14 protein-coding genes (1 of these 14 cut by a window edge) are annotated in these 12249 nt (G+C 32.4%); 13 read left to right on the top strand and 1 reads right to left on the bottom strand.

Annotated features, from left to right (window positions below; all coding sequences use genetic code 11):
- The first annotated feature begins 161 nt into the window (after window positions 1-161).
- The 3 genes from AC1RNE_RS06370 to tnpA all read left to right on the top strand — a co-directional run bounded on the left by AC1RNE_RS06370 (window position 162) and on the right by tnpA (window position 3556).
- A complete protein-coding gene (locus tag AC1RNE_RS06370) occupies window positions 162-518 on the top strand; it encodes a DoxX family protein (protein WP_492800186.1) in 357 nt (118 codons plus the stop codon).
- 354 nt (window positions 519-872) lie between these two features.
- Window positions 873-2684: an acyl-CoA dehydrogenase gene (locus AC1RNE_RS06365; RefSeq protein ID WP_492800185.1), complete on the top strand. Its 1812-nt coding sequence runs from the start codon at window positions 873-875 to the stop codon at window positions 2682-2684.
- A 410-nt stretch (window positions 2685-3094) separates the two neighbouring features.
- On the top strand, window positions 3095-3556 hold the full coding sequence (tnpA, locus tag AC1RNE_RS06360; RefSeq protein WP_492800184.1) for an IS200/IS605 family transposase: 462 nt from the start codon (window positions 3095-3097) through the stop codon (window positions 3554-3556).
- A gap of 155 nt (window positions 3557-3711) precedes the next feature.
- Here the strand turns inward: tnpA and AC1RNE_RS06355 are convergent, their stop codons facing one another.
- On the bottom strand, window positions 3712-4332 hold the full coding sequence (locus AC1RNE_RS06355; protein WP_492800183.1) for a DUF1684 domain-containing protein: 621 nt from the start codon (window positions 4330-4332) through the stop codon (window positions 3712-3714).
- Between the two features lie 275 nt (window positions 4333-4607).
- Between AC1RNE_RS06355 and AC1RNE_RS06350 the strand changes: the two genes are divergently transcribed.
- The 10 genes from AC1RNE_RS06350 to tyrS form a co-directional block, all read left to right on the top strand.
- Window positions 4608-5192, top strand: coding sequence for a riboflavin synthase (locus AC1RNE_RS06350; protein WP_492800182.1), 585 nt, complete (start codon window positions 4608-4610; stop codon window positions 5190-5192).
- A gap of 117 nt (window positions 5193-5309) precedes the next feature.
- Entirely contained in the window at window positions 5310-5651 is a 342-nt protein-coding gene (locus AC1RNE_RS06345) for a hypothetical protein (protein WP_492800181.1), read from the top strand.
- A gap of 6 nt (window positions 5652-5657) precedes the next feature.
- Window positions 5658-6338: a hypothetical protein gene (locus AC1RNE_RS06340; RefSeq protein WP_492800180.1), complete on the top strand. Its 681-nt coding sequence runs from the start codon at window positions 5658-5660 to the stop codon at window positions 6336-6338.
- Between the two features lie 107 nt (window positions 6339-6445).
- The gene (locus tag AC1RNE_RS06335) at window positions 6446-7123 is read left to right on the top strand and encodes a hypothetical protein (protein ID WP_492800179.1); all 678 of its coding nucleotides are present in this window, start codon (window positions 6446-6448) and stop codon (window positions 7121-7123) included.
- A 127-nt stretch (window positions 7124-7250) separates the two neighbouring features.
- Window positions 7251-7838: a hypothetical protein gene (locus tag AC1RNE_RS06330; protein ID WP_492800178.1), complete on the top strand. Its 588-nt coding sequence runs from the start codon at window positions 7251-7253 to the stop codon at window positions 7836-7838.
- Window positions 7839-8584: 746 nt separating this feature from the next.
- Window positions 8585-9259 carry a hypothetical protein gene (locus AC1RNE_RS06325; protein WP_492800177.1) on the top strand — a complete coding sequence of 225 codons (675 nt, stop codon included), beginning with the start codon at window positions 8585-8587 and terminating at the stop codon, window positions 9257-9259.
- Window positions 9260-9911: 652 nt separating this feature from the next.
- On the top strand, window positions 9912-10052 hold the full coding sequence (locus AC1RNE_RS06320; RefSeq protein ID WP_492800176.1) for a hypothetical protein: 141 nt from the start codon (window positions 9912-9914) through the stop codon (window positions 10050-10052).
- 14 nt (window positions 10053-10066) lie between these two features.
- Window positions 10067-10834 carry a sensor histidine kinase gene (locus AC1RNE_RS06315; protein WP_492800175.1) on the top strand — a complete coding sequence of 256 codons (768 nt, stop codon included), beginning with the start codon at window positions 10067-10069 and terminating at the stop codon, window positions 10832-10834.
- 66 nt (window positions 10835-10900) lie between these two features.
- Complete coding sequence (locus tag AC1RNE_RS06310; protein ID WP_492800174.1) at window positions 10901-11563, top strand: response regulator; 663 nt, start codon at window positions 10901-10903, stop codon at window positions 11561-11563.
- Between the two features lie 153 nt (window positions 11564-11716).
- On the top strand, window positions 11717-12249 hold the beginning of the coding sequence (gene tyrS, locus AC1RNE_RS06305; RefSeq protein ID WP_492800173.1) for a tyrosine--tRNA ligase. It continues 769 nt past the right edge of the window; only the first 533 of its 1302 coding nucleotides appear in the window; it begins with the start codon at window positions 11717-11719; its stop codon lies off the right edge, out of view.

The raw sequence follows: 12249 nt of genomic DNA, 5'->3' as shown, positions 1-12249 counted from the left end.
TTTCCCTTTCGGGTTAAACTAAGTCTTTTAGAATAGCTTGTTCCAAAATTTACTCAACGTAGCGATGCTATGCTTCGCAAATTTTGAAAAAATCAATTCAAAAATACAATACTTTCACCTCAGAAACGGAAAGTTTAAACAGCTTCTAAAACAAAAACCAGATGATACAGCAAATAGGCCTTTACTTGATGTCTTTCCTTTATACTCTTGCAGGCATCAATCATTTTATCAAACCCAAAATGTATTTAGCCATAATGCCACCATACATCCCTGCACATGGATTGATGGTGATGCTAAGTGGCATTGCCGAAATTGTGTTGGGGTTAGGCTTGCTTTCTCCTGTTACTCGTCCTTGGGCGGCTTGGGGCATTATATTGTTATTAATCGCTATTTTTCCTGCCAATGTGTATATGCTTACCTCTGGTAAATTTACAAAAATCGCTGAATGGCTCCTTTGGCTTCGTCTTCCCTTACAGTTCTTTTTGATTTGGTGGGCTTATTTATACACTAAGGGGTAAGTTAATATCACTAGTTTAGAAGTATACAGAAGAGGAGTATTAGCCTTAAATTGAATAATATTCCTAAAGATGGGTTATCATTGTTAAAGGATTGATTTTCTTTTGGCTAGCAAAATAAAAACCTTTATATTTAGGATATATTATTAACTGCAAACGAACCTGAAAATCATTGATAATTACTCAGTTATAAGACATTAAAACCGATAAATCCGTTTAACTTTTTAGAGTTGCCTCGTAAAACAGGCAACTTTTTTTATGTCTTAAATTAAAACAGTATGCTTGCATAATAATTTCAATGTTATTATTTTTACATTTTATTGTATGCAAGCATAATAACAAGCCAAACCCTTAGCCATGACTCAGCAATATTCACGTCGGAACCTTGATTTTATGTTAAAAGAAGTACTGCAAATAGCAGAACTTACCAAATATCCTTTCTTTCAAGACTATACCCCCGATATGTTCGATATGGTTTTGGATACTTCTGAAGAAATTGCTGAGAAAATCCTGCGAAATGCCTTCAGTGCTGCCGATAGAAATCAGCCTGAATTAGTAAACGGCCAAGTAAAAGTACATCCTGCTGTAAAAGACTATATAAAAGCGATGGGGGATGCTGGCATGATAGGAGCGACTTTCTCTTATGAAAATGGCGGACAACAATTGCCTACCATGGTGGAAGCAGCGACAGAAATGATTCGGGGCGCCGCCAACAACGCCTTCGTGATGTTTACGGGGCTGACAGCGGGTTCGGCTAATTTGATTTTTACTTTTGGGTCGGCTGAATTAAAAGAAAAGTTTGCATCAAGAATGATTACAGGGGAATGGACAGGCTCTATGTGCTTGACAGAACCTCAGGCTGGTAGTTCACTATCAGATGTGATTACAACTGCCAAACCACAAAGCGATGGTACTTTTAAAATCAAAGGGCAAAAAGTATTTATCTCAGCTGGCGACCATGATATTGCCGATAACATTATTCACCTTGTACTTGCTCGAATAGAAGGAGCACCCCTTGGTACAAAAGGGATTTCATTATTTGTAGTGCCAAAGTTTAGAGAGGAAAACGGTAGTTTTACGGTAGATAACGATGTGATTTCTACAGGAATCTATCATAAAATGGGACAAAAAGCTACGCCTGCTATGCATTTAACCTTTGGTGATAAAGACAATACCATTGGATATTTAGTAGGCGATGCTAACAAAGGGCTGAACTATATGTTTCAGTTGATGAACGAAGCCCGTTTGGGTGTAGGCATGGGCGGAACTTATATCGCTTCTGCTGCTTATTATGCCTCATTGGAATATGCCAAAGAACGCCCGCAAGGACGAAAATTGAATAATAAAAATTTAGAAGAAGAACAGACGTACATCATTAACCATCCAGACGTAAAACGTATGCTATTGTTTCAAAAAGCCGTTGTTGAAGGCTCTTTGGGACTCTTATTAGAATGTTATCATTGGCAAGATATGATTCATGCCTTGGGCAAAGCCTCGGAAGAGGCCAAGCCTTATCAATTAATGCTTGATTTGATGACGACGGTAGCTAAAACCTATCCCGCCGAAATGGGCATCAAAGCAGTAAATGAAGGTTTACAAGTATTTGGAGGCTACGGTTATACCGAAGATTTCCCTTTAGAACAAATGGCGCGTGATGTCAGGATTATGTCTATTTATGAAGGAACGACAGGGATTCATTCTCTCAACCTTTTGGGCAGAGGCATCACACTAAACAATGGTAAAGCACCACAATTGCTCTTTAATGCAATTACAAAAACCATTGAAGAAGCAAGTACTTATGATGACCTAAAACCTTACGCTGAAAAGCTAGAGAAAGAATTAGGTCGCCTACAAAAAGTAACGATATATCTATTAAGCACCGCTGCCAAAGGTGATAACGAAATATTCTTGGCAGATGCGAACCTTTATATGGAGCTTTTTGGCATCGTTAGCGTAGCATGGGTATGGCTAAAACAAGGTATTGTAGCTAAAAAAGCATTAATTACCCACAATCACGAAGGAAGCGAATTGGCATTTTATGAATCTAAAATTCATACCATGAAATTCTTCTATCATTATGAACTAATAAAAACGTTGGCTTTAGCTACTCGATTGACAGATCCAACTTTATTGACTGTCGATTCAGAGAAGCAACAAGTTTTTCAATAATATCAAATTACACATACATCAAAACAAACTCACATCCCTGCTTTTTAAGTGGGGATTTTTTTGTGGGATGTGTTTTGAGCTATAGTTGAAAAAATTGAAGTCCTAATCCCGAAGGGATGAAAGGATTATAGAAAAAAATAAAACAAAGAAACACAACCCCGAAGGGGTGACAGCGTTCGCATCGACATATTTATGTCACCCCTTCGGGGTTTAATATTTTTGTTTATAAATTTTTCTATAATCCTTTCATCCCTTCGGGATTTTTGATATTCTATTTCTTCATTGTTTCTATAATCCTATCATCCCTTCGGGATTCTGGCACTGAAATTTTTCAAATATATTTCATATTGCTATTCAAAAAAAATATTAAATTCAATTTAATAAAATATGATTCAAACCTAAATCAAAATATGGCTGGAACGTTCTCACAAATGTATATTCAGATTGTTTTTGCTGTAAAAGGTAGAGAGAATTTGATTGATAAAACTTGGAAAGATGATTTGTATAAATACATTGCTGGAATCATCAAAGGCAAAAATCAGAAACCAATCATTATCAATGGTATGCCTGATCATATTCATATTTTTATTGGATTAAAACCTTCAATGGCAATTTCAGACTTGGTTCGTGATATAAAAAACAATTCCTCCAACTATATTAATGAACGCAAATTAGTCAGGGGAAAATTCTCATGGCAAGAAGGATTTGGTGCATTTACATATTCTCATTCACATATTTCTGCGGTTTATGATTACATTCTCAATCAAGAAGCACACCATAAAAAACAAACATTTAGAGAAGAGTATTATAATTTTTTGAAGAAATTTGAAGTTGAATTTGACGAAAAATATCTGTTCGACTGGCTTGATTAACAAATTTCTGAAAATTCTATAATTGAGGAAGGCTATTGGTATAATTGTAAAGAAAATTATAACAATAGCCTTCTTCAAGAATTTGATATGGTAGATATAACCGAATTTTTTAGGGAGTTTTCTAAAACATATATTCGAAAGAAAAGACAAGGTTTTTACATCCTCTCTCCAGCCTTCAATACCACATTTAAAAAATTCTCTGCTGGTGGCACAGGGCAAGTATAAGTAGGATTATAGGCACAATAAGGCTGATAACAAAGGTTGAAATCAATTTCAATCGTTTTGTCTTTAATATCTTCCATCTTCAAATCAATGTATCTTCCAGCCCCATAAGTCTCTTTATTGGTAGTCAAATCACGAAAAGGTAAAAACAAATTTCCCTCTGGCGTTTTAAATAGCTTCAAGGCACATTTCTTCCCATCTATCTCAAATTTAACATTGGCAAAGGCTTCATATTCTTCTGTTTCACCACCAGTCATAGCAATTTTTATACTTTGTCCGCTCGTTAGCATATCCACAGTAGCCACTACTTTATAAGCGGGATTAACCTCAAAATAATGTAATCCCTTAAAGGCTGCCTTTTTTTCAATAGGCGAATCTTTTTCCTCTCTAAAAGCTTGGTCTTTTTCAAGTCTTAGCTGTTGGATAGTTTTCGCATAATTATTGTCTCCTTTCACAAGCTCGGCAGGTTTTTCTTGTGAATCAACAAACGAATAAATAATGATAGCCATTAGAATTACACTGGTAAAAACAAGGAAAAATTTATTTTTGAACATTTTCTGAGGAATTTTAATAGGAACATACCTGTTCTTGATAGAGAAGCAAATTTAGTAAATTAACTTGCGAAATGGTATTTCTTTTTAAAAGAGCTTTCAGCTTTCGGTCGTCAGCTATCAGACTTACATAGTACCCATTGCTTGAATATTGAAAACAAAAACTAGCAACAGATAGTCGAGTACAGTCGAAGAATATTCGAAGATAAAAATCTGACATCCGAAATCCGACATCCGAAAGCCAAAATAAACTTTTCCACAATTTATACAATACAAAAATGTTCACAGGAATTATCGAAGCCATTGGCGAAGTAAAAAAGCTTAGTAGCGAAGGAACAAACATTACTTTTACCCTTACTTGTCCGTTTACAAACGAACTAAAAATAGATCAAAGTCTTTCACACAATGGCGTATGCTTAACAGTAATAGCTATTGAAGGAGAACAATATTCCGTTACTGCTATCGACGAAACCTTGAAGAAAACCAATTTAGGAACTTTACAGGTAGGCTCTAAAGTGAACCTTGAAAGATGCATGCCAGCGAACGGTCGTTTTGATGGTCATATTGTTCAAGGACACGTAGACCAGACAGGAATAGTTACTAACATCATCGAACAAAATGGTTCTTGGTTATACGATTTTGAATATGCTAACGACGGACAAAATGTAACCGTAGAAAAAGGCTCTATTTGTATCAATGGTACTAGCCTAACGGTGTTTAATTCAGGCATAAATACCTTCAGAGTAGCCATCATTCCTTACACTTACGAGCATACTATTTTCCATACATTACAGGTCGGGAATGTGGTAAATTTAGAGTTTGACATCGTTGGAAAATACATCAAAAAGATGATAAATATATAACGAAAAATAGCGTATTTATACCTGTTTTTTTCGTATATTTACCTTAAATAATAAGCATTTCTTGCTTGTATCACATCTTATAAATAGTTTCGTAAGTTACTAACCAACATTATTAACATGAGTAAAATAATAACCGCTGACAATGCTGATGAATATCAATCAGCAATGGGATTAATTAAAAATTATCAAGACACAAAAAAGGAAAATTCGATTGATGCACATTTTATCAGTAAAGCATCTTTACAGCAATTTATAGATAATCCAGATTTTGATGCTTTCAAAATCCACCATGCTAGAAAAGAAGAAGGTACAAGAACATTAGTTTTTGAAGCTGTAAACAAAAAAGGAGAAACTTTAAATACATTTGTTTGTAGTGGACCTGATTGTCCTCCAAATTGCAAGTGGGATGGTGACGATGATGATAGTAGTGATGATGATAGTGATGATAAAGATAAATAAGCTATCATGATTGAAATAATCTTTCTAAGATATAGTCTTATAGTATATTTTTCTTCATTGATATTAATACTTCCTTTAATAATTGGAGGTATTAATATCAAAGAGGTTAATCAGTCTCCATTAAAGGTTATTTATGCGTACTGTATCCTGCATAGTATTTATGATATATTAGCTTGGGTATATGCTTTAAATGGTTGGAGAAACCATTTTATTAGTAATACAATTTCCTATACAGATATTATTTTTTGGGGATATTTTTTTTATAAAATCATAGAGATTAAATCACTAAGATATGCATTAATAGGATTAGTAAGTATAGCATTAATTTTAGTTACGTTGTCGCACATAGGGGCTGATTATAATAAGATAAATTCTTTTGCTCAAAGCATTACTAATATTACTTTAATTACGATTACATTAATGTTTTTCTATCAATTATTGAATAGTTTAGAAATAGGGAATTTGTTTAGCTATCCTCAGTTTTGGATAGCAGTGGCAGTTTTGATTTATTTTTCTGGTATTTTCTTTATTAATATTTTTGCTGAATACATTACTTTTAATAAAGACAGAAGTATATCAATTTACTGGGATATTAAAGACTATTTAACTTTTATTCATAGAATTCTTTTAGCAATAGGCTTATGGTTTACTAAAACAACCATACAATTGAAAAACACATCAAATTAAAATTGGCAATAAATAATTAATCAAGGAGAAAGTGTAAATGCCTGATTTTATGAAATTTGCCTGATTACTATTCTAAAGAATAGTAGAGAGGATAAATAAGTATTGAAATGATTTTTGCAACAATTTATTTTCTCTCATTATTTGCTTCGTCAATGTTAATACTCCCACTAATTATTGCATGTATTAACCTAAAAGACGTTAATAGGTCTCCATTAAAAATTATTTTTATCTATTGTATTGTATTTAGTGTTTATGAAGTAGTAGGATGGGTTTATGCATTAAATGGTTGGCAAAATCATTTTGTTAGCAATATAATTTCTTACACAGATGTAATTGTCTGGGGATGCTATTATTACCAAATTATTAAGAATAAGCAATTTAAATACTTGGGTGTATCACTAGGGAGTATTACTTTAATATTAATTCTATGGTCTCATATCGGAACTGGAAGAGATTTTAATAGAATAGATTCTTTTGCTTATAGTATTGTTAATATTTTTTTGATTTCAATTGTATTAATGTTTTTCTATCAGTTACTGAATAGCATAGAAATAGAAAATTTATTTACTTATTCACATTTTTGGATAGCTGTAGCAGTACTGATATATTTTTCAGGTATTTTTTCTTTGGAAATTTTTGCTGAATATATTGCTTTTAATAAAGATAAAACAATAACTCGATATTGGGAGATTAAAGAATATTTAACTTTTATCCATCGCATATTGTTAGCAGTAGGTTTCTGGTTTAGTCAATCAGCTATGCCAGTAAGAAAACTATCAAACTAATAATTTTGGCTGTTTTTCGTGATATAATTGGGTGAGATGTAACTAAGCAAATCTTAATGAAATGATATTCGTTACAATACCTCTTATTTCAATAACTAATTCTTTGATATTAATATATCCACTTATAATGGGTATTATTGATATTAAAGAAGTGCGAAAATCTCCTTTGAAAGTTATATTTAATTATTGTATTCTTTTGACATTTATTGAAATATTAGCTTGGATATTTGTTTTGAATGGTTGGCAAAATCATTTCATTAACAATTCAATTAATTACATAGATGTATGTTTTTTTGGATATTATTATACATTAGTTATTAAAAGTAAAGGGTTAAATAATCTTATTAAAGGCTTGATGGTAGTTTCTATCATACTTATTGGGGGGTCGCATATTGGAAGAGAGTTCAACAGAATAGACCCGTTTTCTCATAGCGTTGTAAATATTACAATGATTTGTATGGCTTTGATATTTTTTTATCAATTGCTAAATAACCTTGAAATAAAAAATTTATTGACCTATTCCCATTTTTGGATAGGTGTTTCTATTTTATTGTATTTTTCAGGGGTGTTTTTTATGCATATATTTTCTGAATATATTGCTTTTAATACAAATGAAGCAATAACAGATTATTGGTACATCAGAGAATATCTATCATTTGCTCAACGCATATTTTTAGGAATAGGCTTCGGTTTAATAAGTAAGCGATACCAATAAGAAAACCATTAAACTAAAATAAATACTAAGAATTTTAATGAAGTAAAGTGACTATAAAAACAATATCATATATTGCTTCTTTTGCATTGTTTTGTCCTTTGATAATAATCATTCTAAGAAGAAAATATCATACTAAAGAACTAAGAATACTTTTTCTATATTTAATATTCTCAGTTATTGCTGAAATTTTATCTAATATATGGGCTAGGATTTTACACATGCCTAATCATTTTATACTCAATATCTTTGCCTTATTTGAATGTATTTTAATCAGTCTTATTTTTCAAGAGTCTTTTTTAAATAAAAACTTGAAGAGAATCACATTTATTACAATAAGCATTTATACATTAGTGAGTATTTATCTGTTCATGATGCCAGATGGTTTTTTAAAGTTTAATAGCATAGTTAATACCATATCATGCCTTTTAATTATTATTTGGGTTTTTGTATATTTTTATCAATTACTTCAAACACTCCAAGTAATTAAACTCTATACATTACCTTTATTTTGGATAAGTGTAGGATGTTTATTGTATTTCTCTGGAACACTTTTTGTTTTTCTTTATGGTGAAACTATTCTTTTTCAAAAAGAGCCAATACTATATAAACAACTTTGGACTATTTATTATGTATTGCTTTTTGTTTTTAGAGTCCTTTTAGCAATAGGCTTATGGTTTAGTAAAGCATCTACACAAATGCCTAATACATTAAATCAAAAATAAATAGTTACACCTTTAATCAAATAAATGGAGATAGATTTAATTTTTACGTATACATCTTCTTCAGTTGTATTTCTTCCTTTGATAATTGGTATTATCAGAAATAAATATCTTACTAAAGAATTGCAAATGCTTTTTTTATACGTAATAGCTTCAATTATTTTTGAGGTTTTTTGTGTTACATGGGCAAAAATACTACACCATCCCAATCATTTTATACTGAATATCTTTGCTTTGGCAGAAGGGATTTTATTAAGTTTTACTTTTCGTAAAGCTTTTATTAATAAAACATTAAAAAGAGCCATATTCATTTCAATAAGCATTTATACATTAGTAAGTCTTTATTTGTTTATGATGCCAGATGGGTTTTTAAAGTTTAATAGCATAGTTAATACCCTATCATGCCTTTTAATTATTATTTGGGTTTTTACTTATTTTTATCAATTACTTCAAATACCTCAACTTATTAAGCTATATGCGTTGCCTATGTTTTGGATAAGTGTAGGCTGTTTATTGTATTTCTCTGGAACACTTTTTATTTTTCTTTATAGTGAAAAGATACTTTTTCAAAAGGAGCCAATACTATATAAACAACTCTGGAGTATTTATTATGTTTTGCTTTTTGTTTTTAGAGTCCTTTTAGCAGTAGGCTTGTGGTTTAGTAAAACATCTTTTCAGTTGAGTAAATCATTCTCAAATTAAAATAGGCACTAAAAGCCTTAATCAAGTAGCGAGTGGCTATCAGTACACTATCATATATTGCTTCAACTGCGATAGTTATTCCTTTGATAATAGCTATAAAACAGAGAAAATATCTTAACAAAGAATTAAAGATACTTTTTGGGTATCTAGTAATAACATTTATCATAGAAGTATTAGCTAATATTTGGTTTATTTTAAATAGGTCAAATCACTTTATCATCAATGCTTTTGTCATCATTGAATTTGTTTTAATTAGCTTGATGTTCCATCAAGTTTTTATAGGAAAAAATCTAAAAAGAATAGTCTTAATTGCAACAAGTATTTATATACTAGTCTGTATTTATACATTTACGGTGTCAGAAGGCTTTCAAACATTTAATAGTACCATCAGCACCATCGCTTGTTTGCTTATTATCATTTGGGTGTTTATTTATTTTTATCAACTTCTCCAACAATTAGAAGTAAAGAAATTAACCATAGTACCGATGTTTTGGATAAGCGTGAGCTGTTTGTTCTATTTTTCAGGCACACTCTTTGTATTTCTTTATAGTGACGTGATTATTTTTCAAAAAGAACCAAAGTTTTACTACCACCTCTGGAATATATATTATGTTTTACTTTTCATCTTTAGAATCCTTTTAGGAATAGGTTTATGTTTCAGCAAGACCCCTCTACAATTAAAGCCATTATCGAAATAGGAACGACGATTATGCTTACATTTGCTACTTCTATTACTGTTTTAGTGTATGTGTTACATGAACGCCTCATTAAACAAAAATACGGTAGCTTATAAATACGCATAATTGAATGAGTGAGGTTAAAATCGTTATACTTGGTACAATAGCCATGCTTTTGCCCGTTTCGGCAATTATATTTTTTGTTATACTCTATTACCGTCGCCAACGTATACAACGAGCAGCCCACGAAGAAGCCCTTCATCAAGCCATGCTTGAAGCCAGTGTGGTTTCACAGGAAGTAGTCCGCCGTCAAATCGGAGGAGACCTTCATGATGAAATTGGGGCGATACTTTCTGCTACTAGAATGAGCCTTTCGCAGATGAATAAGTTTGCCGATAATGAATCTAAACGAAAAGTGCTTTTGGGCAGAACCGAAGAGCTACTCAACGAAGCCCTTTTTAATGTAAGAAGAATCTCTAAAGATTTAATGCCAAGTACCCTAGATGAATTCGGGTTGATTGAGGCATTGAAAGACTTCTCACAAAAAATGACTCTCCATACCAACTTGCCTATTCACTTCTGTCATGATAATCTCAACAAAAGATATGACCCTAAAATAGAGTTATCCTTATACCGCTCTACCCAAGAATTAGTGAACAATGCCATCAAACACGCGGAGGCTAAAGAAATCAAAATTTCTTTGAAAGAAGATAAAAACGTCCTGATTTTGCAAGTCAGTGATGACGGAAAAGGTTTTGATTTAGTCGCTATTAATCAGCCTAGCAGGGGCATTGGAATAAAAAATATTGAAAGTCGTATGAGTCTTATCAAAGGACGTATTAAATTTGATGTAGAAATTGGCCGAGGCTCTACTTTTATTATCAATGTACCTCTTTAAATAGCGAGCGATAAAAGTTTAATGGCGATTTCTAAGCATTAATTTTCTATGTAAATCTAACCATTAATGAGTAATACAACTAAAATTAGAATTGCCGTCACCGACGATCATGCTCTTTTTCGTCGTGGTATAGTGTCTTTATTAAGCCACAATGATGATTTTGAAGTAGTACTTGAAGCATCAAACGGACAAGAATTAATTGATAATATTCCCCAAGCACTTCCGAATGTCGTTTTAATGGATTTGAATATGCCTGTATTGGATGGCATCAGAGCCACTGAAAGGATAAAAACACAGTTTCCTAAAGTGAAAATAATCGTGATTTCAATGCACGACGAAGATAAGTTTGTTTCACACATGATGTCTATCGGTGCCAACGGTTATTTACTAAAGGATGCTCATCCCGACGAAGTAGAAAATGCCATTTATACTGTGTTTAATGAAGACTACTATTATGGACCTTTTCTGGTTAAAGTAATGCATAATAGGCTCATCAATAAGCCTGAGAAAAAAAATCCAACTCCGCTAAGTTTACAAGCAGGTATTTCAGAGCGAGAACTAGAAGTGCTAGAACACATTTGTCAAGGTACGACCACCCAGAATATTGCGGATATGCTGTGTTTGAGTGCTAGAACGGTAGAAGGACATAGAAATAGGATAATGGAAAAAACGGGTACTAAAAATGTGGCAGGATTGGTAGCATGGGCAGTTCGCAATGGCGTTTGTTAAGAAAATACGTTAAACAATTAAACTTCCTTTATCGATAAGAATCTTACTATAACTTTCTCCACATTGCAGGAATCCCAGCCTGACAAGTGAAATATCAATATACAATCTCTAACTTTGTGTAAAATTTTAGAGAGACTACTTATTAATCAAGAAATGAAAACCAATTTTATAGAGGAACTTCGTTGGCGTGGAATGCTTCAGGATGCAATGCCTGGAACAGAAGAGCAACTTCAAAAAGAAATGACAGCCGCTTATATCGGCTTTGACCCTACAGCATCATCATTACATATCGGTAATTTAGCAACGATTATGTTGTTAAAACATTTTCAATTGTGTGGACATAAACCTTATGCCTTAGTAGGAGGAGCGACAGGTATGATTGGTGACCCTTCTTTTAAAGCATCTGAAAGATCGTTCCTTTCTGAAGAAACCCTACGATTTAACCAAGAAGGTATCCGTGCACAATTGTCTAAATTCTTAGATTTTGATTGTGGTGAAAATTCGGCAGAACTTGTTAATAACTATGATTGGTTTAAAGATTTTAGTTTCTTAGGATTCCTTCGCGAAGCAGGGAAATACCTTTCAGTAAATTACATGATGTCTAAAGATTCAGTAAAGAAACGCCTTGAAACAGGGATTTCATTTACCGAATTCTCTTATCAGTTGTTACAGGGCTACGATTTTTA

The organism is Arcicella sp. GW822-FHT02H01 (genome assembly GCF_058802005.1).
The sequence above is the reverse complement of the archived record's forward strand: the minus strand, read 5'-3'. Positions and strand labels throughout refer to the sequence as shown.

Coding starts and splice junctions, on each gene's coding strand:
- AC1RNE_RS06335 (WP_492800179.1), top strand. CDS start 6,446: ATGATTTTTGCAACAATTTATTTTCTCTCATTATTTGCTTCGTCAATG.
- AC1RNE_RS06310 (WP_492800174.1), top strand. CDS start 10,901: ATGAGTAATACAACTAAAATTAGAATTGCCGTCACCGACGATCATGCT.
- AC1RNE_RS06345 (WP_492800181.1), top strand. CDS start 5,310: ATGAGTAAAATAATAACCGCTGACAATGCTGATGAATATCAATCAGCA.
- AC1RNE_RS06370 (WP_492800186.1), top strand. CDS start 162: ATGATACAGCAAATAGGCCTTTACTTGATGTCTTTCCTTTATACTCTT.
- tnpA (WP_492800184.1), top strand. CDS start 3,095: ATGGCTGGAACGTTCTCACAAATGTATATTCAGATTGTTTTTGCTGTA.
- AC1RNE_RS06350 (WP_492800182.1), top strand. CDS start 4,608: ATGTTCACAGGAATTATCGAAGCCATTGGCGAAGTAAAAAAGCTTAGT.
- AC1RNE_RS06330 (WP_492800178.1), top strand. CDS start 7,251: ATGGGTATTATTGATATTAAAGAAGTGCGAAAATCTCCTTTGAAAGTT.
- AC1RNE_RS06315 (WP_492800175.1), top strand. CDS start 10,067: ATGAGTGAGGTTAAAATCGTTATACTTGGTACAATAGCCATGCTTTTG.
- AC1RNE_RS06325 (WP_492800177.1), top strand. CDS start 8,585: ATGGAGATAGATTTAATTTTTACGTATACATCTTCTTCAGTTGTATTT.
- AC1RNE_RS06340 (WP_492800180.1), top strand. CDS start 5,658: ATGATTGAAATAATCTTTCTAAGATATAGTCTTATAGTATATTTTTCT.
- AC1RNE_RS06355 (WP_492800183.1), bottom strand. CDS start 4,332: ATGTTCAAAAATAAATTTTTCCTTGTTTTTACCAGTGTAATTCTAATG.
- AC1RNE_RS06365 (WP_492800185.1), top strand. CDS start 873: ATGACTCAGCAATATTCACGTCGGAACCTTGATTTTATGTTAAAAGAA.
- AC1RNE_RS06320 (WP_492800176.1), top strand. CDS start 9,912: ATGTTTCAGCAAGACCCCTCTACAATTAAAGCCATTATCGAAATAGGA.